General features: G+C 57.7%; 19 protein-coding genes and 1 tRNA gene. 16 read left to right on the top strand and 4 right to left on the bottom strand.

The features are described 5' to 3' along the window. Nucleotides 1-63 precede the first annotated feature (63 nt). From NKI25_RS08105 to NKI25_RS08095, 3 genes are all read left to right on the top strand, one after another. Nucleotides 64-336 carry a hypothetical protein gene (locus NKI25_RS08105; RefSeq protein ID WP_031211351.1) on the top strand — a complete coding sequence of 91 codons (273 nt, stop codon included), beginning with the start codon at nt 64-66 and terminating at the stop codon, nt 334-336. A gap of 268 nt (nt 337-604) precedes the next feature. Next, nucleotides 605-1,012, top strand: coding sequence for a hypothetical protein (locus tag NKI25_RS08100; RefSeq protein ID WP_023675307.1), 408 nt, complete (start codon nt 605-607; stop codon nt 1,010-1,012). 382 nt (nt 1,013-1,394) lie between these two features. After that, the gene (locus NKI25_RS08095) at nt 1,395-1,670 is read left to right on the top strand and encodes an Arm DNA-binding domain-containing protein (RefSeq protein WP_352448286.1); all 276 of its coding nucleotides are present in this window, start codon (nt 1,395-1,397) and stop codon (nt 1,668-1,670) included. Between the two features lie 111 nt (nt 1,671-1,781). Here the strand turns inward: NKI25_RS08095 and NKI25_RS08090 are convergent, their stop codons facing one another. Beyond that, entirely contained in the window at nt 1,782-2,087 is a 306-nt protein-coding gene (locus NKI25_RS08090) for a hypothetical protein (protein WP_352998334.1), read from the bottom strand. 547 nt (nt 2,088-2,634) lie between these two features. On the opposite strand from NKI25_RS08090, the gene NKI25_RS08085 reads away from it, so the two are divergent. The 4 genes from NKI25_RS08085 to NKI25_RS08070 all read left to right on the top strand — a co-directional run bounded on the left by NKI25_RS08085 (nt 2,635) and on the right by NKI25_RS08070 (nt 9,024). Beyond that, nucleotides 2,635-2,943, top strand: a complete 309-nt coding sequence (locus NKI25_RS08085) for a hypothetical protein (RefSeq protein WP_352998333.1) — start codon at nt 2,635-2,637, stop codon at nt 2,941-2,943. 398 nt (nt 2,944-3,341) lie between these two features. Beyond that, the gene (locus tag NKI25_RS08080; RefSeq protein ID WP_352998332.1) at nt 3,342-7,010 is read left to right on the top strand and encodes a hypothetical protein; all 3,669 of its coding nucleotides are present in this window, start codon (nt 3,342-3,344) and stop codon (nt 7,008-7,010) included. Nucleotides 7,011-7,622: 612 nt separating this feature from the next. Beyond that, a complete protein-coding gene (locus tag NKI25_RS08075; protein ID WP_352998331.1) occupies nt 7,623-7,922 on the top strand; it encodes a hypothetical protein in 300 nt (99 codons plus the stop codon). 241 nt (nt 7,923-8,163) lie between these two features. Next, the gene (locus NKI25_RS08070) at nt 8,164-9,024 is read left to right on the top strand and encodes a hypothetical protein (RefSeq protein WP_352998330.1); all 861 of its coding nucleotides are present in this window, start codon (nt 8,164-8,166) and stop codon (nt 9,022-9,024) included. 7 nt (nt 9,025-9,031) lie between these two features. Here NKI25_RS08070 and NKI25_RS08065 read toward each other — a convergent pair whose 3' ends face one another. Continuing rightward, a complete protein-coding gene (locus NKI25_RS08065) occupies nt 9,032-9,862 on the bottom strand; it encodes a hypothetical protein (RefSeq protein WP_352998329.1) in 831 nt (276 codons plus the stop codon). A 503-nt stretch (nt 9,863-10,365) separates the two neighbouring features. On the opposite strand from NKI25_RS08065, the gene NKI25_RS08060 reads away from it, so the two are divergent. From NKI25_RS08060 to NKI25_RS08030, 7 genes are all read left to right on the top strand, one after another. Next, nucleotides 10,366-10,977, top strand: coding sequence for a recombinase family protein (locus NKI25_RS08060; RefSeq protein WP_352998328.1), 612 nt, complete (start codon nt 10,366-10,368; stop codon nt 10,975-10,977). A 796-nt stretch (nt 10,978-11,773) separates the two neighbouring features. Further along, entirely contained in the window at nt 11,774-11,995 is a 222-nt protein-coding gene (locus NKI25_RS08055; RefSeq protein WP_352998327.1) for a hypothetical protein, read from the top strand. After that, nucleotides 11,989-12,147, top strand: a complete 159-nt coding sequence (locus NKI25_RS08050; RefSeq protein ID WP_352998326.1) for a ribbon-helix-helix protein, CopG family — start codon at nt 11,989-11,991, stop codon at nt 12,145-12,147. Before NKI25_RS08055 ends, NKI25_RS08050 begins: the two co-directional genes overlap by 7 nt. Further along, nucleotides 12,144-12,428 (top strand): hypothetical protein, encoded by a 285-nt coding sequence (locus NKI25_RS08045; RefSeq protein ID WP_352998325.1) that lies wholly within the window; start codon nt 12,144-12,146, stop codon nt 12,426-12,428. The genes NKI25_RS08050 and NKI25_RS08045 overlap by 4 nt, the downstream gene beginning before the upstream one ends. Continuing rightward, on the top strand, nt 12,425-12,874 hold the full coding sequence (locus tag NKI25_RS08040) for a hypothetical protein (RefSeq protein ID WP_352998324.1): 450 nt from the start codon (nt 12,425-12,427) through the stop codon (nt 12,872-12,874). The genes NKI25_RS08045 and NKI25_RS08040 overlap by 4 nt, the downstream gene beginning before the upstream one ends. 340 nt (nt 12,875-13,214) lie before the next feature. Then, nucleotides 13,215-17,357, top strand: coding sequence for a tape measure protein (locus NKI25_RS08035; RefSeq protein WP_352998323.1), 4,143 nt, complete (start codon nt 13,215-13,217; stop codon nt 17,355-17,357). Nucleotides 17,358-17,360: 3 nt separating this feature from the next. After that, the gene (locus NKI25_RS08030) at nt 17,361-17,660 is read left to right on the top strand and encodes a hypothetical protein (RefSeq protein WP_352998322.1); all 300 of its coding nucleotides are present in this window, start codon (nt 17,361-17,363) and stop codon (nt 17,658-17,660) included. Nucleotides 17,661-17,786: 126 nt separating this feature from the next. Here the strand turns inward: NKI25_RS08030 and NKI25_RS08025 are convergent, their stop codons facing one another. Beyond that, nucleotides 17,787-19,124, bottom strand: coding sequence for a tyrosine-type recombinase/integrase (locus NKI25_RS08025; protein WP_352998321.1), 1,338 nt, complete (start codon nt 19,122-19,124; stop codon nt 17,787-17,789). 128 nt (nt 19,125-19,252) lie between these two features. Continuing rightward, a tRNA-Ser gene (locus NKI25_RS08020) sits at nt 19,253-19,342 on the bottom strand. Between the two features lie 427 nt (nt 19,343-19,769). On the opposite strand from NKI25_RS08020, the gene NKI25_RS08015 reads away from it, so the two are divergent. Together NKI25_RS08015 and msrA are read left to right on the top strand one after the other, a co-directional pair. After that, nucleotides 19,770-20,093, top strand: a complete 324-nt coding sequence (locus tag NKI25_RS08015; protein ID WP_023675308.1) for a hypothetical protein — start codon at nt 19,770-19,772, stop codon at nt 20,091-20,093. A 65-nt stretch (nt 20,094-20,158) separates the two neighbouring features. Further along, nucleotides 20,159-20,821 carry a peptide-methionine (S)-S-oxide reductase MsrA gene (msrA, locus tag NKI25_RS08010; protein WP_352633718.1) on the top strand — a complete coding sequence of 221 codons (663 nt, stop codon included), beginning with the start codon at nt 20,159-20,161 and terminating at the stop codon, nt 20,819-20,821. Nucleotides 20,822-20,935 lie beyond the last annotated feature (114 nt).

Below are 20,935 nucleotides of genomic sequence, written 5' to 3'. Positions count from 1 at the left end.
TTGTCAGCTGCCGGACCGGCACAAGCCGCGGTTCTTAGACTTAGACCGATAGGAGAGATTTCGATGATGCAAGAAAGGGTAATGGCGGCTGCGTTGGCAGCCAGGAATCAGGAAGCGGATATTCGTGGTGTCTTCGACATCACCAACAAAACCGATGCGCCAATTGGCCCCCGCCGATTGGGCGAGGCTATCCACTTTGTCGCCAATGCACCTATCGTTGGCTATGATGTTCACGCCGCCGTCATCAGATATGGCCCACTCGGAACCCCCAGCCTCAGAGCAACAGATTGCGCACAGCTGTGGGAGAAGTTCGGCGAGGCCTTGCTGCAACACTGACGGGCAGACCTTTGGCGCGTATGGTACCACCATCGTGCAGGACACTTTCCTGGCGAGAACGACATGAAGCCTGCCCGGTAATGTTGCAATTAAATTAGCGTGAGTGCATATTTTTTGCTGGCTGGGCTCGCAACCGGCCAGGCCCGGCGGCCGGCCGCCAACGGGCTGTCAGGCCGGCGACAAATGGCTCCGCAGGCCCGACGGTCCCTTGGCAAGATCGCCGGAACCACAGCATGATGCGGCGGCAAAACGGGTTTGGGAGAATGACATGCCTAAGGTTTCGGAACTCTTTTTCAAGACAGCCATCATCTTTCTTATTCTGGGAATTGCAGCTGGCCTGCAGATGGCAATTTCAGGCGATCACGGCGCGTTTCCGGCTCACGCGCACATCAACCTGCTGGGGTGGGTCACCAGTGCAATATTCGGCGGCTATTATGCGCTGAATCCGGCGAAGGCTGCCCGCAGGAGCGCCATGATCCACTACGGCGTCTACAATCTCGGCCTGGTCGTGATGCTGCCGGCTCTTTACCTGATGCTGCAGGGAAACCCGGCGCTCGAGCCGATCGTCGCCACCGGCTCAATGATTGTCGCTGTCGCCGTGCTGATCTTTGCCTTCGTGGTTTTCTCCGCCGAAACAGAGCGCTCGGTCTCGGGAATACAAGCGGTCCCGCGCTAGACGGGGCGGCGATGGCGCCGAGTCGACCAAGCCCGTGCTTCTGGTGAAGCGCGGGCCGATTGGTTGTAGGCTGATCTGAGGTAAGGGTGCGGCGAAGATGAAAGCCGCTCCGTAGCCTTCGCGCCCCCTCTGCCTGCCCCAAGATACCTGCACCGCAGCGGCAGTAGCCGTCCAGCGTCCCTTTAGGCTGGCGAACCGGTGAGATTTATCTGGCGGAGAGAGCGGCAGCCAGTCGGCTGTTCGTCTGCGGCCAATGACGTCCAATAACGCTTTGAAATCAAGTCGTTAATTTTTCAGTTCGTCCAACGACATTCATTGCCGTCCAACAAAATCGCCGATACAATGTGGGTGAAAATGTGGGGTGGGGTGAGTTGGGCGGACGATGCAAAAATCGGGAAAGCACCCGGACAAGGCGCTAAGCGCGATCGAGGTGCGGCAGGCTAAGACTCCGGGACGATATGCCGATGGCAATGGCCTTTACCTCGTCGTGGACCCGTCGGGAGCGAAGCGTTGGCTCCTCCGGATCATCGTCCAAGGCAGGCGTAGAGACATCGGATTGGGCGGCACGTCGATCATCTCGCTCGCCGATGCACGAGAAACCGCGCTAGCTTACCGCAAGAAGAGCCCAAATTTCGTGCGCGCAAACCGGATTCGATGACAAAATTTGCAGGCCGCGAACGCAAAATTCTACCCGCGCGAAGCACTATCAGAGGCAAAAATCAGCATGCAGAACAGCCAAAAATCGCTGCGCGGGCCCCAAGTGTCCCCTCTATTTGATCGTCAATCGATCGGTTAAATGCAACAATAGAAACAGCGCAAAGGACACAGTAACGGCAGCGAGAACTGCGATGCACGCCTTTCTTTCGGTCGGCTTGGCGTATCGCATCAGCATCAAGAGACCAAAAATGGAAGCCAGCGGAATCAGGTATTGCCTGACTAATTCGGGCTCCCCAATCCAAGCTCCGGGTACATCGTAGCGGAACATGTGCCAGATCAGTGAAGCAGTCAGTGCCGCATGCATCAATGCCAGCAGCCCAAGTACAGCGATGGCAATCCACTTCAGTATCGTCACCATCTTTCGCTCCCCACAGGATCGGGCGACAGGTCAACACGCCCGCCAAAATCAAAGCCTCTCCACACACCCGCCAACGTCGCCGTCGTCCCCGTAGTGACAGGACCATCCGGCCCCAGACTCACATAGTTGGAGAGGCGCTCAACTTCGCTCCACAATGAAGCGCTCTTGCTAGAGATAGCGTCCAGAGAAAGCCTGTGACAGCCATTTTAATCCACACAATTATGTGGGGCAAAAAGTGGGTCAAATACTGCGAGCCATGAAATTTATTAGGTATTTCAGCAATTTGGCGAGGCAACTGGCGGAGAGAGCGGCCGCCAGTTGCATAACTACGTGTAGTGATTTCAATAACTTAGCTGTTTTGCCGGAGCCAAAACCAGAGCAGAAACCAGAGCAAGAATTGCCCACCACCTACAGTAGGGGGTGCGCGCCGCCGTTTTCGTGAGCACCGTTGACGTGCCGACCCTCGCATTCTGAAAGCGATCGACGGCGATATTGATGACTGTTATATGGTATTCTCGGAAACGAGGCGATAACGGGAGTCCTCAGATTGAACACCTCAAATGTTTGGAATTTAAAACGAGTCGATCTCGACAGAATCTCCAGTATTATTTGGAGAATTGCCTTGCTGCTATTTGGCCTGAAATTCATATTGGATATAGTGGCTTCTGTTTTATTCATCTACACTCTAGGTGTGCCTGGAATGGATGCCCACAAAGGCACAGTTCTCGGCGCTGTCTTGGGTGAACTATCGACGGCAGTCACCATGTTGCTTCAGCTTCTAGCGTGGCGCTTTGCCCTCGAAGTCGGCCTTCGCCTTGCTGGTGAGGCCAAGCGTAGTGAAGTAGGCACGTCTTAGAGAATCATAGAGAATGACAAACTCGCTCCGCAACGCTCTCAGAGTTCGGCTATCAAGCGTTTCTAACTAACTTTTTTGTAATGTGTTCAATCAGTTAAGCACGAGCGTTTCTAACTCATCCGTTGTTAGTTTCAAAACACTCCACTATGTGTGGGGGGCTGTTTGTGTTCCATGCAATCCGGTGCTGCCTTTCTCTTCGGAGTTTGGCAGCACCAAGCAGGACCAGATAGCAAGCGTCCAGAGTAGCGCAGCGGGGCTGCATTTTCGGCGCTCCCGCCTGCGATTGTCTTGGAACAAACAGCAAGTTCCTCAAGATCGCGGCTTCGACCTAGCGACCTGTAGCGCATGAGCGCTCCGGGCAACGCGAACGTATGTCTGCGATTATGAGGATTTATCTAATGCCTGCTAACAACGTTGTTCCCCTCCGCCAGCCCGCAAATGCGGGGCTTGCCAATGATAACGCCGACCAGCCGCTGGTCGGTTTCACGCTTTACTTCGATCCCGACGATCCCGCGCTTGCCAATCTCCTCGCACGGCCATTGGAGCCGAGCGCCAAATCGACAACAATTAAGGGCAAGGTCGCCCTGTCATACTGCTTTTCGGACGGCGAGGAGATCGAGGAGCTTTGTGCGGCTTTGGAGCCGGGCGAGGACGACGATTATCTGCTGATCAAGATCGTTCCCAAGGTTGCCCAGAGCGAGGCGCGAGACCGGCTATATACGGTTGCGGTGGTGAGGGATGGGTTGTTCCCTGCCGAGGTGGACGAGCCTGAGTTGAGCGCAGAAAGTGCGCTCGTAGGCAGTGTCGGATCGCTCGATGCCGGACCCACGGAAATGATCAACGATGCGGAGGTCTACGGAGAGATTTCCGACGCAATCTGGCGTAAGAAGCTCTTCGTTTCGACCGCCAAGAAGCGCGAAGACAAGTTTTTCAAAGTGTCGCCGGAACTCAGTTTCAGCGACATTTTGGTTTCCAACCTGTCGAAGATTCGTGTCGGCGTTAAAGACGGCGCGTGCCTTGTGCCGGGCGTGCTCGTGGACGGCAGACGCCTGAATCAGGCTGTCACGAAACTCTACATGATGGGGCTCGACGTGGATTCTGGCGCGAGCATGGAAGACACCATGCGAAAGCTCCAGACTATGGGGCTGTTCTTCGTCGCCTACACCACCCACTCGCATGGCACCACGACGTTGGGGGTCAAGAAGGACAAGTTCTTCAAGTGGGCGGATGACAATGGGCACCCGACCGAAGCGTCTGTCGAGACTGTCAAGCTTTTCTTGGCAAACGAAGGCAAATACACCGAGGACGTGATCGCCTCAGTCTCGAACGTGAACACGTCGCACGAGACCAGCGGCATCCAGTTGATCATCACCACCCGGCCGATCGACAAGTTCCGTCTATTGTTCATCCTTGAACAACCATACGTCATCGCTGAGCAGGAAGGCGCGCAGAAAGATGCCATCCGTGCATGGGGTGATATGATCCTCGGCATGGGCTCCCTGCTGGGCATCAGCGTCGATCGCGCGGCGAGGGATTGTTCCCGGCTCTTCTACCTGCCTTCCAAGGCCAAGGGCTCCACGTCAGCCCGTGTTATCGTCTCGGCCGGCCGTGCGCTTGATTGGCGCTCCCTGCCACGCGTGACCGTAACCGGCACCGTATCCTCCGACCCGTTCGACCAAGCTGCCAGCATCATGGGCGGGAAAATCCGTGGCCAAATCCTGTCGCCACAGAAGGGGTTGCATCTCCAGAAGTGGGCGTCCGAACGCGCACATGGGTTCCAGATCAGTTCGGTGTTCAAGGATCACTGTGATGATCGCATCCGTGTCGAGACCGGTCCCGGCAAGTACACGGTCGAATGCCCGTTCGACGACGACCACAGCAATGCCGGCGATCCTGACGATCCCGGCTGCTTCATTCAAGACGCCGGCATGGATGCCGAGAGCTTCACGTTCCGTTGTTCGCATGATAGCTGCGCCGGCCACGATCGCTTGGCCATGCTTGAAAAGGCAATGGTGGACGGCTGGTTCACCGACGACGTTCTGACCGATCCGGCCTACGACATCAGCGGAGCCGATGAGGAGGAAGAAGGCGAAGAGACGACCGCAGAAGAGCAACCCCCTCAAGAGGAGGCCGAGGAAGAGGTAATCGAGGGTGGCACAGCGACCACGGCCGACATTGCTAGAGCCATGGACCTCGCCAACAAGGCGGTGGTCGGTATGGCCTCGGACAAGATCAGCGCCATCCTCAAGCAGCTTCTCCCTATGGGGCAGTTCGACCGCGTGCGGATCATCAAACTGCTGGCGATGAAGGCGAAAATCCCGGCCGCGCAGTTGGAGTCACTGTTCAAGGCAATCGAGTTGAAGGCATCGCCGATTGTTGACGACAAGCCTTTCGACCCGGCCAAGACCGCCAAGCAGTTCAAGAAACGGTTCAAGTCACTTCACAATGAGAAGCGGCCGATCGTGGTGCCAAGCGACGATCACGAAGTCGCGTCCTTGCGCCACCTGCTCCATGAACTGGACCGGGCGAACCGTGGCGACGAAGCCGCTGGCATCAAGCCTGCTCATACCTTGTTCGACTTCGGCGGCAATAAGGTCCGCATCAGCAAGGATACGAACGGCAAGCGTGTGATCAAAGACCTGTCGCGCGCCACCATGCGCAATGCGGCGAGTGAGCTTCTGTGCGTATGCAAGATGATCGACTCGAACACTCAGACAGAAGCGTTCCTGTCTGACTTGATGAGTGACCAGTTGATCGTCGATCCGCGCCTGCCTCTGCTTCCCCTCTCTCAGTTCAGCAATCATCCGGTGTTCGATCGCGATGGAAACCTGCTTCGGGAAACCGGCTACAATCCACCGACCGGGCGCTACATCAACCTTGATGGGCTCGACCTCTCGAAGATCAAGAAGCACTACAACGATGTTGAATGGGCGGATGTCGAGAAGGCTGTCGCCGCGCTCTGGCGCGTGTTCGGCGATTTCCGCTGGATGGGATATGCCGACGATGACGGCGGCGCGGGCGCGCGGATGTCATACGCTCACTATATCGCCCTCCTGATCACGCCCCTGATCCGGGAGATAATTACCAAGAATGTGATGCTGTTCGGAATCGACAAGCCGGATGCCGCATCGGGTGGCACTCTTCTGGGAAAATGTGCGAGCATCCTGTTGGCGGGCACCGCGCCGGATCAGCTTCAATGGCCGCGTGGTCGTGATGCCGACGATGAATTGGGCAAGAGGTTGATTGGCGCGCTCAAGCGTAGCCCTGCCGTTCTCGTTATCGACAACGTGCATGGCGTGATCGCCGGCAGCCTCATTGCCTCATTGGCGACCGGGCGCGTCTCCCTTCGGCCTACGCATAGCGTCGATCTGTTCGACGGTGAGCTTCGTTGCCCCGCCGTGTTCATCGGCAATGGTCTTGCATGGTCCGATGAGAACGCTCGCCGGGTTCTCCCCATCCGTATCGATCCGACAGAAGCCGACGAGGGAGGCAACAAGAACTTCAAGGTCAAGGAGGCACTGGACGATTACCTTTTGAAGAATCGTTCCGAGTTCTTAGGGCACCTGATTACGATCGTGCAGTGGTGGTTTAAGCAGGGTCGTCCTCTGGCTGCGAAGACCGTCGAGTCGTTCGAAGAGTTCGTCAGCATCATGAGTGGCATCCTGAAAGCGGCCGGCATCCCAGGCTGGCTCGAAGGGCTCGACGCGTTCACCTCCAACACGAAGAAGAGTCAGTCCGACGAGATCGGCATCCTCCAGACGCTCGCGAAGGAGTTCAAGTTCGACACCGAGTCCACCACCGAGTTCGTCATGGAAACGACGATACCGCATTTGTTCAAGGAACTGGAGGGAGGCACCAGTTCATACACGCGCTATGAAGCACGGTTCGCACACCTCGCCGGTTGCGTCCAGAACGGCAGCGTATCGCTTCTGTCTCTCGCCAAGACGCTTGGCTATCTCAAGGGTAAGCCGCGCAAGATCGAACACGAGGGGGAGACGGTCAAAGTTCGGCTCACCAAGCGTGACAGCGATGGTAAGCACCTCTGGAAGATCGTGAGGGTGACATGACCGCAGTGCGGATAGTGCGGATAGAATTGCACCATAGGTAGCTACCGCTAGGGGGTATATATATGACCACCTATCTCACAAGCGGTGGGGTGGGTGGTGATGTGCCCTTTTAAAGGGTCATATATATACCCCTCTCTATAGCTAAGTTTACCCCATTCTATCTGCTCTATCTGCACTGAGTGTAAATCTGAATCTGAACACAACATTGAAAGTTCACGAGCCGGGATCACCGGAAGCCTACCGGCTGGTCCCACCCGTGTGCATTCGCACGCCTCTGTCACCGTGAGGTCGAGTGCAGAAGCAGACCGCGATAGCCAAGTGCGATGGTGACGACCTTACCCACCAGACGGTCGAGTGGAGAGACCAAACCCTCGTAGCAAATCACCAAGGCGAAACAAAAAGCTGCTGTGAAAAGCGGGTATCGCAAAGTTTAGGGCTTGCTAAGCCCGTTCTCTTTACGTTCGAATGCAAACGGCGGTGATTCCTTCCCGAACCACCGCCGTCAATGCAACCAAGCCACAGGACGGCTAGGCACATGAGAACGATCGCCAGACTAAACCTACCGGTGAATCCGTCAAGCCGTCCTGTGGCCACACACAAGGACTTTTTGATATGGCTACATACTGGTTGAGTTTCCGGCTCCAAGTCGACGGAACCTACAACGAACGATACAAAAACCTCACCGACACCGTGCGGAAGCTTTCGACAAAATGGTGGGTGGAGGCTTCGTCCTTCATCGTATTCGCGTCGGCGTCAGAGATCGACCGCATTGCATCTGCAATCTCTGACGTAATTTACAACGATACGGATGTGGCAATCCTTGGCATGCCAGATTTCAAGTCCGCGCGCTTGATTGGTCATCACGAGGACAACGATATTTTCGAACTGATCCCCTTCATAAAGAAGGCCTGACGAACACCGTTTCCCTTCCCGATCCTACGATTGGGAGGGGGTTTTTGCCGAGGTGCCGCTTCAGTTTACGGCTGGCAGCGGCTTATGACCCGGCAGACAAAGCCATCATCGACGGCGAGGCGGTATTAGGTAGCAAATGCACCTAAGTGCACGGCTCGTATACGTAGCGCATACGCTATACAATCCGTGCGCAGGATCATTGGTTTCCGGCACAAGGCCTAGCCGCGACGGGGGGAAGGGCATGATCAAGCGGGCTGCGCTTTGGACAGCAATTATTGCTGCGGGATTGATCGGCTATGCGGCAAAACACGCCTACGGCATGTCCGATCAAGCCATCTATCTGGCTGTGACGGCTATAGGGCTGGTCATAGTCAGTTTTCACTTTGACAGGCGAGTGGCCGCGCTAGAAGAACGTGTGATTCATAAGGATTACAGCGGCATCAAAGTAGCTATCCAGGATGGCGAGCGCCACAAGCCTCAGCACGAGCCGCCGAAGTCACTGATCGATGGAGGCGCGGTCCAATCGTTCATTACTGCCGCTCATGAGGTTCTCTTCGAGGATTTCAGGTGGTTTGGTGCTGTGCTCAACCAGCATGTTGCGGAGGCGTGGGCTATCGAGGAACTGAACGACACCGATGTCAGGGGCATCGAGGGCCCCGAGGTCGGAAGGCGATATCAAGTTTATTACAATGCCTGCAAGATGGGAACGATGCAGGTTACTGTCGGCGGACATGAATGGATTTTTCGACCAGAAGCATTCGCGGAAAATCGACAAGCACAAGTCGAGATCGATCTAAATTACCTTCGCTTCGTGCCCTTTGATGCCGCCGAGAGCTTAATCAGTTCGATAGTACTATTCATAGCCCCATTCGGTGATGATGGTGAGGAAGCCCGCTCCAAAGCGGCGAGCGTTGCTGCCGCTGCTCTGACTGGACATCTTTGGGAGTCGGTCAGAACTCCCGATATCGACACATCGTTTGCGTTCCGGACGGGAGGCCCATACGAACTCCTGAGGCACACGACCGATCACTGGAAGGCCAACGGCATCGATCCGCTCGAGAAATGGGGGGGTGATCGGTCGTGGGGCAATGAAGAGGCTTAATTCAAGCCTACCGGGCATCAAGGTAGTCCCGCTTCTGAAATACCGTGTCTGAACGGTAGAATGATTCAGAAATCTTTGCATCGTCGTGATGGAATGTGCCGTATACGCCGTACTCGCCTGTTTTCTTGAAAATGATGCCAAGTTCATTCTCTGCCCCGTCATAGGGCAGCCGAAAAACCTCTATATCGATGTCGTCTAGTGAGTTCCTCTGTTCACGGGCCTCTTTAGAGCCGTAGCGGTCGATGGCACCTTGCAGCGCATAATACCGGGCGACGGCCTGTACAATATGGTCTTTGAAGGTCCGATCTTTGCAGCGCCGCTCCGTCTTGCGCAGGATTTGAAATTCCTCTTCGGTGAATAGTCGGAAGGGCGAATGATCTCTGTCCAGCAGCCGAGGTAACAGCATCATCTTTGAGATTTCGAGATATCGCTCCACGAGTTCATCATCTGATGCCGACCATCTGGCGTCGCTGTACGGAACAAAATGTCGGGTGCCGAGCAGGTCAAATTCGGAAAAGGACTTATGTTTCAAGGTAAGCGCTTTGAGGTCGGCCGAGGTTCTTTCCCTGCCTGCTGTGACCAACTCGTCCTGGTAACGCCAACCTTTCTCGTAGGTGCGGACCATCAGGTCGGGATCGACGTTCAGCAGGATGTTGCTGATCTCTCGTCTGAGGACTTCGAGATACCGTTCTTCCGCTTCATTGACGTTTCGTCGAAGCGCGGCCTTGTCGGCTTGCGCGTTTTGCCCGTCACCTTTGGCGATCCGGCCGCGCAAGAACCATCCGACCGTTATGCCGACCATTGCCGCGACAAGCCATTGTATCTGCTCCCCCATCATTACCCCCGTCGATACCGTCAAAGGAATTAGACAATCCAAGCTGCTAAAGCCGGACAAAGTATCTGAATGTCTACCATAACCCGAAATACGTTCTTTGAGACCTACTGATGGCGGTCTAGCGGCCCCGATAAAAAATTGCCATAAAAAGTTCGACGCGGAATCTGATGTGCCCGACCGCCTGCCAGCCCTAATCCATAACCCCATGGTTATATGTGTATCTTGTGCCTGATGTGGTGCTAGCATACCACATTTGCGATCGTTAAAATTTGAATCGAATTGTCTGCACTCAACCCCGTCGAACGTTAACCTTACCCCTCAAGGTAAACGCCGGCCGGCCCATCGCGGGACCTCGCATTCTGCAAACCTGCCAGTCCTTGAAAGCCCCAGAAATCCGCACCTCTGAGTGTCCACAAATGTTTACTTTATGGACACTTCTCGATTGACGTACCCTTCGCCGTACACTACGGTCTGTCCACAACAGTTTTAAAGAGAAGGGTACGAGCATGGGTGAGATTGTAGGATATTGCCGGGTGTCGTCGCGGTCGCAGGACTACCAGACGCAGGTGGACCGCCTCACGGCCGCTGGCGCGACCAAGATTTACAAGGAGAAGATGTCCGGCTTGGACGATGAGCGCCCGGAACTTGCCGAGTGCATGCGCTACCTCCGGGACGGTGACACGCTGATCATCACCAAGCTTGACCGCTTGGCCCGCTCGACGCTGCACCTGCACAGGATCGTCGCAGAGCTTGCTGGGAAGCGGGACAAGAAGAACCCGGAGAGCACCGGCGTTGGCTTCAAGGTGCTTGACGACCCGTCGCTGGACACGACCAGCCGGACGGGCAAGCTGGTCTTCGGCATTCTCGCCAGCATCGCCGAATTCGAGACTGAGATTCGTCGTGAGCGCCAGATGGATGGCATCGCGCGGGCCAAGGCGGCTGGCAGGACGGGCGGAAGGCCGAAGCGCCTCACGGACGATATAGAAGCTCGTGTAGCGGCTCTGAGGGCCGATAAGATGTCCATCCGCCAGATCGCTGCGGACATCGGCTTCTCCAAGGCCACGGTCCAGAAGATCATGGAGAAGCAGGCAGGCGAGGCCGTCGCAAAGGCCGCGTAGCCTTCCACGTCATCATCCACGACATGAGGCCGGGGTTAACGTCCTGGCCTTTGCTGTCTGGCTTGTGCCTCGGTAGATGTGTGCAGAGAGCCCGGCGCGGACCAAACAGGTAGGGGTGGGGGCTCCATTTTATTCGCGCTGTATTCAAGGTCGTTAACCTCTCAGAATGCGACCTTATGGAACCAACCCGTACGTATCCCCAAATCCACCGGAGGCCGCCTAGTGAGTTCGCCGGTAAAGAGTCGGATTCTGCACGGAGTTTAGTTCTGCATGCAACTGCACTCATCCCTCACAAACACTCTGCACTCAACCTAATTACTTAAAAGACCTTTCAAAACTCGCTCCCTGACCAGCGGCATGTCACTAGAGACTGGCCAATAAAAGGTTGAGTGCAGACCGAGTCATGCAGAGATCAGATTGGTTAATCGCACCACCATTCCCATATATCCGAGGCACCACCCATTATCTTTGGGCCACTGTCAAGCTTTCCTTGACAGAACGTATTGTTCTCTGTTACCATCACCATACTCAGGGACCTTGGCCATAGTGGTACTATGCGCCTCTCGGCTGGTAGCCGCTACGTCTCGATTCCCCAATTAACGAGAACCACTATGACTACTAGTAAGAATTCGATGCGCCCTTCGGGCAGCATCAGCAAAAGCATCACGCTCCCTGAACATCAGGTTGACTATATTGATGCTCTAGCCCTGAGAGACTTGGTGCCATTTACGGCGGCGCTCCGTCTAATTGTCGAAAGGGACTTCGTTACCCACGGCGGCAAGGTGGGGACCCTCGTATGACAATCGGCCGAGGCGTCAGCCACAATAGATTTGTAGTCTCCATCACGGATTCGCAGTTGAAGTTCGTCAACCGCCAAGCCGCAATCATCGGGCTTGGTCGCGCTCATGTTTTTCGCAAGGCTCTGGCGCTGTTGCAGGACAAGGTCTCGGCAGACGCCAAGGCAGCGCGCGCGGCGGCAATCGAAGCCGAGATCGCGGACAATGAAGGGGCATGCTGATGACCAAAGTAACCCAGACAGTCGGCGTGATAATGCCCGCTGACCTCGTGTACCGTCTAGCGCAGCAGTGCCGGCTGGAAAGGGTATCGCGAGGCGACGTAGTACGCAGGGCCGTGAACCAATATCTCGCCGAGCAGGAAGCGGGCCGATGACCATCTCGCAAGAAGGCTTCCAGCGCATCGTCATCGCTGTATCAGAGTCCATGCACCGGGCTATCGAATCCGCCTGCGCCAATGCCGACAAAGGCGACTGGTTGAGACTCGCATTGCAACGTGCGCTCGACAGCGAATGGACCAGCGAAGGAGCGTCAATGGTCGATCGCGTCGATACCGCAGCAAAGGCTGATGGACTCGATCGCACCGAATGGTTGCGGCGCGCCGCGCTAGAGAAGCTCGCCAGAACGAAACTACAGCGAAAAGGACCGCACCAATGAATAGCCGACAGGGCGAACTGCTCCAGCTTCATGGACTCACCGAGAAGACACTTCCGGCCGCCGACCCGAATATCCGACTCGAGTTCGATAACCGGAAGGATCACGTTGACGCCCCGGAGCCGGTTATCGAATTCAATTCCCTACAACGGGAATACCTCGGAGGCCGGCCGTTGTCGCAGATGACCGAGTCCGACCAGAAGAACATCGAATGGCTGGGCACTCTCAAGCCCAAAGCCGAAGAGCCGGCCGAGGCACCCGTCGAAGAGCCTAAGACCAGTGTCCCGCTAGTGCTCGACGGCCAAGCCCTCTGGGCAAACGCGCATCCTGATATGCGACTGGCCGTGTATGAGGCTTGGACCCGTTACAAGGTAAACCCGGCACGTGCTTCGGAATCCGACACACTCATGGTGGAGCCATGGCTGACGCGGGGCAAGCCGCAGAAATAAGCGAAACGAGTGTCGCGCCTGACACCCCGCAAGCGTGACCTACTCGGCGGCGACTGGTGCGGGTCCTTCGCCAGTCGCCGCACCGAAATCCCTCGAAAGCGCGCTATCCGTTTTTGAGGAGCCCGGCCGGCTCCGTTCCGAAGCAGACACTTCGCCGCCTGCCGGGCATCTAATCAACCGATCCCCGAAGCTTAGGCATAGACTTCGGGGTTAGCCGGCCACCTTGCCGTTCCCCCTCCCGGCAAGGTGGCCGAGCCCTCAACCATAAGCCTCCGGCGCGGTGCGCCTCACTCCCGACAGTACCTAATCGTCACGCGCTCTCGCAGCGCACGGGAGTCCCATGTCAGATTTTCAAATCCAGATTGGCGTCGATAGCCGCAAGGCTCAAACCGGCGTCACACATTTCACCCGCTCCGTTTCGGATTCCCTCAAAGCCCTTCGGCAGTTCGACTCCGTGTCGAAGAGCGCCTTTGCGTCTCTCGACAAGCTCGGCCGCACCAATTTGGGCAGCCTCGCCAAGTCAGCCAGGGGGACCGCACAGGCGCTCGAAACCCTGAACAAGGTCAAGGTTTCAAAGGCGCTCGTCACCAATCTCCAGACCCTCCAGAAGGCCCTCGCCAACTTCCGCTTCAATGCTAATGCGATGAAGGCCGTACCGATTGCCTTGGCGAACTTGAACCGTATCCGCATCGACGGCCGGCTCGTCACGTCACTCAATCAGATCAAGGCTGCTCTGGTGGGTTTCAAAGGCCCTCCGCTCGCTGCCGTTCGCAACCTCAACGCCCTTGTCGCCGGGCTTGCCGTAGCCAATCCCGCTCGCATCAATGCTGCCGCCGCAGCGCTATCGCGCCTCAATGGTCTAAGCCTTCGCGTGGGTCGGGGGAGCATGCCCGATTTCTCAAAATCGACGAATTCATTGCGTGGCTTCACGTCGCAGATGACGGCCTCCAGTTCGGTTGCCAACCTGCTCCGCAGCGCGCTTGCTGGCGTCTCCGCAATCGCGCTCGGTCGCTCCGTCTACAACTCGGGAACTGCCTTTGCATCGCTCCAGCGGACGCTAGGAGCCGTGGCCTCGTCGGCCGGCGAGGTCCAAGACCAGTTGTCATTCCTCCAGAACCTGACCGGCGCGATGCCGATCTCGCTGGACGCTGTCACCGGGGCTTACGGCAAATTCGCCGTGGCAGCGCGGCTGTCTGGCGTGACGGTCGGTGACACCGAACGCATCTTTGCCGGATTCAGCACCGCCTTTGCCGCCATGGGCGTGGGCGCAGAAACCCAAGAGCGCGGCTTTGTTGCCCTCGAACAGATGATGTCGAAGGGCAAGATCAGTTCCGAGGAGCTTCGCCAGCAATTGGCTGAAGCACTTCCCGGAGCCATGAATCTCCTCGCCGAGTCCTTGGACGTATCGGTCGCCAAGCTTTCGAAGATGCTGGAGGCCGGCGAGGTTACGTCGGACTCCTTGATCAAGATGTCCGACCTGCTGAAATCTCGTTTCGGGCCTTCCATGGCAGCGGCTATGAACAGTTCGGCCGCCCAGATCGTGAGCCTGCAAAATTCGTGGACCGACCTTCAGCGCATCCTGTTCAACTCCGGCTTCTCATCCGGCCTAGCAGCGATGGCGAAGCAGCTTTCCGAGGTCTTCCGCTCGGATGATGCCAAGCGTCTCGCGGCCGACCTCGGCGCTGCATTGGGCAGCTTGGCGCGCGGTCTCAGCGCCGTCGTCAAGGTGCTTGTCGATAACCGAGATGCCGTGCGGAAGTTCTTCGACGCCTTCAAAATATACGCCGGCGTAATGGCTGCGGCTGCGGCGCTCAAGGTGCTCGGCATGTCGGTCGGTGCGGTTCTACCAATCCTGACCCTTACCGCACGATCCTTGAGCCTCCTCGGCAAAGGCCTGCTTTTGATTGCCTCGGGTGGTATGTTCAGAGCCATCGCGGACGGCGTGGCAATCTTGACGAAGCGCCTTTGGCTGATCCCGGTGGCGATCGGTGCAGCCTTGGCCGCATTGGACCAGTTCGCCAACAACGGCGCATGGACCGATAAGGCGATCTCTTTCGTAACCGATTTCTCCAAGAAACTGATCTCGGCAAGCGAGGCAGGTTTCTCCAGCATAATGGGCGCGCAAGGCCCATTTGGCGACCAGTTTGCCACGGCAATGAAGCAGGCGGATGATTTTGCCAAGCAAATAGACGATGCCAATCTTCTGAACTCTGACGCCATGCAGCGCAACGCGGCTCGTGAAGCCACCAATGCAGCCGCCAAGCTCTCTGCCCTCACAGATGCCCAGCAAGCCGTCTGGGATGAGGTCAACGCCGTTGGCAAGGCTAACGACGAGTACCAGAAACAGCTTGTCCTCCTTGACGCTATCGCTCCCAAGAAAGGCATTGATGCCGCACCGTGGAAAAAGGCGCTTGCTGTCAAGACTCTTGATGACCGCAATCCGGCTGGAGCACTTGCACGTGACCACGGCGACGATCTCGCCAACCTTCGCGCCAAGACAGGCGAACAGAAGGCCCTCAACGATGCCCAGAGGGATTACAACGACCTCCTTAAGAAAGGTCAGGACATCGGCGCTTCCGGCCTTGCCGCTTTGCAGGATTATTACCGTGGTGTCGGTCGTATGACCGGAGAAATTGGTAATGGCATCGAGCGCTGGACCACGTCTGTCGGCGACTTCAACGACTCAATCCAGAACGCGATCAAGGATGGCATTGGTGGACTGTCCGACGAGCTAACCAATTTCGTGACCGGCGCGGAGTCCGACTTCGCAGGACTGGCGCGTTCGATCCTTAAGACGTTCGTCCAGATCAGCCTCAACAGCCTGCTCAAGGACATGTTTGCCGGGCTCGGCATGGATGGTCAGACCAACGGCGGCAGCATGGCAGACGCTGCTCTCGCGAAGCTCGCCAACATCGGCAGCACGATCTCAACCGCCATGACCAACGTCTACACGGCCGGTCTATCCATCAATGGCCTACCGGTCGATGGCGGCCTTGGCCCTATGTCCATGATCACCCGTGCACCCTTGGCCGATATACCTGGCAGCAGCGTCGCCCCACGCATGCCGCTGGCAACCGATCGCTTTCCAATCGAGCCGGGCAGAGCCTTGCCGGCAGGATGGGCAGCAACTGGCCCGATCGGCGCGAACACCACAGCCAAGACCAATCGCATTGGCTACGTCGATCCTGAACGCTTCGCGCCGGGCATTACACCGAACAATGGTGATCTGGCACGTGCCGGCGAGTCCATCGGGGCTGGGTTCACCAAGGTCATTGCCGCCGGCAACAACACGACATCGTTCATGCGGGCGGATGGCAGCACCGTCCGCCGCGACGGTACGTTTGCTTGGCGCAACAACAACCCCGGCAATATCGAGGCCGGCAAGTTCACTGCATCACAACCCGGCTATCTGCCCGGTGGTGGTCGGTTCGCCGCCTTCGACACACTGGAGCATGGCCGCGCTGCCCGTGAGAACCTTCTGTTCAATTCGCCCGGCTACAGGAACAAGACGCTGGAGGCTGCGGTCGCTAAATATGCGCCGCCGTCCGAAAACAACACCCGCAATTACACTGACCAGCTTGCCGCCGCTGCCCGTGTCAGCACCCAGACCCGCATGTCCGACATGACGGCTGAACAGCGTCGTGCACTGATGGCAAAGCAGGAAGCGGTCGAAGGTTTCCGTGTGGGTCGCGAGACCCAGTTGTCTCCACCACGCATCGATCCCGCAACGACCCAAGGCATTGATTTTCTGAACGCCAAATTGAAGACAATCGGCACGACGGCTACGGCAACTGCTCCGGCCGTCGATACCATGCGCGCCGCTAACCAGAACCTCGCCACGGCCTCTACGATGACAGGCGTTCAGGTCCAGACGGCTGGCACGTTGGCAGGAAGTGCCTCGCCGCAATTCCAGCAGGCCGGAACCTCGATACAGCAGGCCGGCATGGCGGCGTCTACGGCGGGCTCACAGGCGCAAGCCGGCGCATCCGGTGTCGGCGGCTTCGGACAGGGCATCAGCAGCCTGCTAGGCCCTCTGGCGTCCGCTATTCCGGGTCTCGGACAGTTCGGTGGCATGATCATGCAGCTTCTCCAATCCATGATGGGCGGAGGGGGCATTGGCAGCATGCTCGGCGGCCTGTTTGAAGAGGGCGGCTATTCCACGTCGCCACTGACGCGGGCCTCTCTGCCAGCCGGCGTTTGGTCGAACGCACCACACTATGCGGAAGGCACGGCCAACACCTCGGGCGGCATGCCTGCGGTGCTGCACCCTAACGAGGCCGTGATCCCGCTCACTCGTGGTCGGGAGATTCCAGTGGACCTTGGGAACGATAACCGGTCGAACGATCGCAGCCGCGAACGTCCCGTCCAGTACAATACGTTCAATCTGAACGGAATCCGCGACTTCGATACCTTCAAACGGTCGAAGCAACAGACCCAGCGACAGATGCTTAGCTCAATGCGGCGCGCCGAGATGAGGGCCTAAACCATGCTGCTACGTGCTGAATCTTGGCTGACGAGCGGTCCCGATCACAATTGTCTTCGGCAGGCGCTTGCACCTGCGTTCTGGGTCAGTGAAGACGGTATGACGCCGCTTGGTGTGGATTGGGACTATGGTTTTTTCACTGTCCTAGTCTCGGCGCTCGAAGGCGATGCCTTCGTGGCGATTAGCTCTTCCGAAACCGTCGATGCCGAGATGGCCGGGCACCTGGTCCTCGAAGGCCAGACGGCCCGTTTTCGGGTTCTCGGCGGCAGCATATGGGCGAAGGAATTTCATCAGAACGGATAAGCTCCGTCTCGCACCGGAGCTTGTTTGGGGCCGCATCGTCTCACGCCGATGCGGCCTCTTTTTTGTCTGCACGTAATCGACGACCGATCACGAAGGCGAGGGGGCGATTGCAGCAGCGCGGAAGGCTCAATAGGCGATAGCCGCTAAAAGCTCGCTGGCATGCTCCAGCGAGCCGCCTTCGCCGTAGCGCTGCCGACCACCAAGGCTATGACCCATCAAATCGCGGCGGATGCGCTCATCGATCTTGGCGCTAAGCATGCGATCCTCGAATGCATGACGAAGGCTATAGAGCGAGTGCTTGGGTGTCTCCAGCAAGCCGTTCTCCCGAAGGAACTTGTTCACGGTATCCGAAATTTTGTCCCGGAACCGATAGGTCGGAAAACCGTTCGGGAAGTTCCGCAAGGCTTCTAAGCTGATCCCCACGAGCGGGATGGTCCGCTTGGAATCCTTATTCTTGGTCTTCTTGCCTTCCGCCTTGATCTCGATGTGCGGCACATTCGCGTCGAGGCGGATGTGGTGCGGGAGCAGGCCGACGATCTCAGAGGGCCGGGCTCCAGTGTTCACCATCACATGCACGACGGCGCGCGCCTCTGCATTCAACCCGTCCAACGCACCCGCCGCAAGCAACTTGTCCTTTATCCACTTTTCCGAGAATGACGGGCGTTTGGTGTCCTCGTCATCATCCTCTTTGAACGTGAGCTTGCCGAACGGGAACACAATGCCGAGGCGCTTCTTTTCCTCGACAAGCCGCAAGGTGCTTTCGACAAAGCCGATGTCCTTGTTGGCGCTCCCCGGCGACATGTCCTCTTTCTCAATCCGCTTGTTCCACCAGTCGCGGAAGTCAAGCATGTGGTCGCGGGTGATCTCGGCAATGGCCTTGTTGCCGACCACCTCAATGAAATTGGTGATGGCCTTCATGCGTGGGTTCTTCCATCGCCGGACCTGATCTTCGCTCATCCCGCGAGTCTTTTCGGCCGCGTATTCCCAATAGAGTTCCAGCGCACGGCTAACGGTGATCGCCGGCTCTTTGGCCATGCCGAGCAACGCCGCAGCCTCCAGCATGTCAGGCGCACCGTTTGGCTTGGTAGCGGCCTCGACACGATCCAGAAGTTCATGCCGTGGCAGCTTGGCAACCCGATCGGCCGTCAACCAGCGATAGCCTCGCGCCTTGGCAAGCCGTTGCGCGGCATCGAAAGCCTTCTCCGCGTCTGTGGTGTCACCGTCCAGTTTGGCTTCCCATGCCGCGATAAGTTTGTCCCAGACGCCGGGTGCTTTCTGTTGCGCCGAGGTCTCGGAGTCGGTGTTGAGGCAAATCCAGACCTCTTTGCGGGAATCGACGGTGCGATAGCGCACGGGAACATCGCGGACGATGTAGAGCGTGCCGCCCTTGCCGCGCCGCCTGAGTTTGATCTGTTTGCCCACACTTTGCCCCGTAAAAGCCGTTAGCGGAGCCGTCGCCGCCATGAAACCATAGCAGAAACCATAGCAGAAACCAGAGCGAAAAATGAAAATGGTTACCGGGCGCTCAGGCCGAAGGAGGCAAATAAGCTAATTATTTCAAGTTGTTGAGCGAAGATTGGGTGGTTAAAATGTGGCGGAGAGAGCGGGATTCGAACCCGCGTTACGGTCTCCCGTAAACACACTTTCCAGGCGTGCGCCTTCAACCACTCGGCCACCTCTCCATCCTTTAGCATTTTCGCCGCGGCCGGTTTCGCCGCGCGGGTTGGGGAGATGCCTCTCCTGTGGGATTCCGGCCGGAATTCCGGCCGTGGGCGCCGTCAACCAGCGGATACCCTTTCCCCGCACCCGAGCCGTCAAAGCAACAGGCGCGGGGCTCATCTAGTCGATCCGGTGCCGAATGCCAAGACATAACGGCAGTCTATTCGCTTTGCCGGATACGGATGCTCAGCCCATGCCGCTGGGGCACCCGTTCGGAGCCTATCGAAACGATCGGCGGAGGTTGTGCTTGCCGTCCGGCGCACCACCGGTTCCGGCGAACCGGCGGTCACGGGTTCAACTTCACGTGTCGCGATTGCGGATAAAGCGCGCAGGTCCTATTTAACAGTCCGACACGACATTCTGATAAACTCCTGGGGAGGAAGGGTCCGGATGTTCCGCTTCGTCTTTCGTCTCGCTGCAATGGTCGCGCTTTCGGTTTCGGTCATCATGGCCGTGCTCGATGCGACCCGCTCGGTGGCGGCTTCGGCGCTGGTGATGACCCCGCTCAACACCAGCTGGCTCGCTGTCTCGCCGGATACGCGCAGCGCCTTCGAAAGCTTCGTCCGCGATAAGATCAACCCGCTGCTGTGGGACGGTGCCATCGCCTGGGTGCTCAGCCAGCCCGGCTTTGCCGTGTTCGCGGTCCTGGCGTTCATTCTTTATGCCATCGGTTACAGGCGGCAGCGCCCCAGCGGGCGGTTCGCCGCAACCTGACATTTCCAGCCTGACCCGGTGTTCCGTACCGGGGAGGCTCAACCAAGAAGAAAAGGAACCCACACATGTTTCTCAGCGACATGCTGAACAAGAAGCTCAACCTGCCGAAACCCTCCGAGGCGTTGCCCGGCCGCGACCGGCCGATCCCGACCGCATCGAAGCACTTTGTCTCGAACAGGCCGCTCAAGGGTCCTTATCCCGAAGGGATGGAAACGGCGATGTTCGGCCTGGGCTGCTTCTGGGGCGCCGAGCGCCTGTTCTGGCAAGTCAAGGGCGTCTGGGTCACGGCGGCCGGCTATGCCGGCGGCGTCACGCCCAACCCGACCTATCAGGAAACCTGCACGGGGCTCACCGGCCATGCCGAAGTCGTGCTCGTCGTCTACGACCCCAAGATCGTGTCTTATGCCGAGCTCTTGAAGCTGTTCTGGGAAAGCCACGACCCGACGCAAGGCATGCGCCAGGGCAATGATGTCGGCACCACTTACCGCTCGGCGATCTATACGCTCAACGACGCTCAACACCAGGCTGCGATCGCCTCGCGCGACGCCTACGAGGGTTCGCTGCGCGGCGCCGGACGCGGCAAGATCACCACGGAGATCGCGCCGGCGCCGGAATTCTACTTCGCCGAGGAAGACCACCAGCAATATCTGGCGAAGAACCCCTACGGCTATTGCGGCCTGCAGGGAACCGGCGTCTCCTGCGCCATTCCGGCCGCCGTCTCCGCCTGATTTTATGCTCCTGACGCAAGGAATATGCTGTGGCGCCGCGATGCGGCGCCATGCTTTTCCAAAGGGTCAAAATTCCACGTGAATTTTGTTTCGGGCCGTGCCAGATTGACCCGA

Origin of the sequence: Mesorhizobium sp. M0808 (assembly GCF_040320025.1) — a bacterium.
Taxonomy (GTDB): Bacteria; Pseudomonadota; Alphaproteobacteria; order Rhizobiales; family Rhizobiaceae; genus Mesorhizobium.
Note: the sequence above shows the minus strand (reverse complement) of the source record. Positions and strands in the feature narration are given on the sequence as shown.

What these genes read in the sequence shown, in the direction of transcription:
- NKI25_RS08040 (WP_352998324.1), top strand. Translation starts at nt 12,425, where the DNA reads ATGAATAGCCGACAGGGCGAACTGCTCCAGCTTCATGGACTCACCGAG.
- NKI25_RS08045 (WP_352998325.1), top strand. Translation starts at nt 12,144, where the DNA reads ATGACCATCTCGCAAGAAGGCTTCCAGCGCATCGTCATCGCTGTATCA.
- NKI25_RS08075 (WP_352998331.1), top strand. Translation starts at nt 7,623, where the DNA reads ATGGCTACATACTGGTTGAGTTTCCGGCTCCAAGTCGACGGAACCTAC.
- NKI25_RS08090 (WP_352998334.1), bottom strand. Translation starts at nt 2,087, where the DNA reads ATGGTGACGATACTGAAGTGGATTGCCATCGCTGTACTTGGGCTGCTG.
- NKI25_RS08035 (WP_352998323.1), top strand. Translation starts at nt 13,215, where the DNA reads ATGTCAGATTTTCAAATCCAGATTGGCGTCGATAGCCGCAAGGCTCAA.
- NKI25_RS08025 (WP_352998321.1), bottom strand. Translation starts at nt 19,124, where the DNA reads ATGGCGGCGACGGCTCCGCTAACGGCTTTTACGGGGCAAAGTGTGGGC.
- NKI25_RS08030 (WP_352998322.1), top strand. Translation starts at nt 17,361, where the DNA reads ATGCTGCTACGTGCTGAATCTTGGCTGACGAGCGGTCCCGATCACAAT.
- NKI25_RS08100 (WP_023675307.1), top strand. Translation starts at nt 605, where the DNA reads ATGCCTAAGGTTTCGGAACTCTTTTTCAAGACAGCCATCATCTTTCTT.
- NKI25_RS08105 (WP_031211351.1), top strand. Translation starts at nt 64, where the DNA reads ATGATGCAAGAAAGGGTAATGGCGGCTGCGTTGGCAGCCAGGAATCAG.
- NKI25_RS08080 (WP_352998332.1), top strand. Translation starts at nt 3,342, where the DNA reads ATGCCTGCTAACAACGTTGTTCCCCTCCGCCAGCCCGCAAATGCGGGG.
- NKI25_RS08095 (WP_352448286.1), top strand. Translation starts at nt 1,395, where the DNA reads ATGCAAAAATCGGGAAAGCACCCGGACAAGGCGCTAAGCGCGATCGAG.
- NKI25_RS08060 (WP_352998328.1), top strand. Translation starts at nt 10,366, where the DNA reads ATGGGTGAGATTGTAGGATATTGCCGGGTGTCGTCGCGGTCGCAGGAC.
- NKI25_RS08055 (WP_352998327.1), top strand. Translation starts at nt 11,774, where the DNA reads ATGACAATCGGCCGAGGCGTCAGCCACAATAGATTTGTAGTCTCCATC.
- NKI25_RS08070 (WP_352998330.1), top strand. Translation starts at nt 8,164, where the DNA reads ATGATCAAGCGGGCTGCGCTTTGGACAGCAATTATTGCTGCGGGATTG.
- msrA (WP_352633718.1), top strand. Translation starts at nt 20,159, where the DNA reads ATGTTTCTCAGCGACATGCTGAACAAGAAGCTCAACCTGCCGAAACCC.
- NKI25_RS08015 (WP_023675308.1), top strand. Translation starts at nt 19,770, where the DNA reads ATGTTCCGCTTCGTCTTTCGTCTCGCTGCAATGGTCGCGCTTTCGGTT.
- NKI25_RS08050 (WP_352998326.1), top strand. Translation starts at nt 11,989, where the DNA reads ATGCTGATGACCAAAGTAACCCAGACAGTCGGCGTGATAATGCCCGCT.
- NKI25_RS08065 (WP_352998329.1), bottom strand. Translation starts at nt 9,862, where the DNA reads ATGATGGGGGAGCAGATACAATGGCTTGTCGCGGCAATGGTCGGCATA.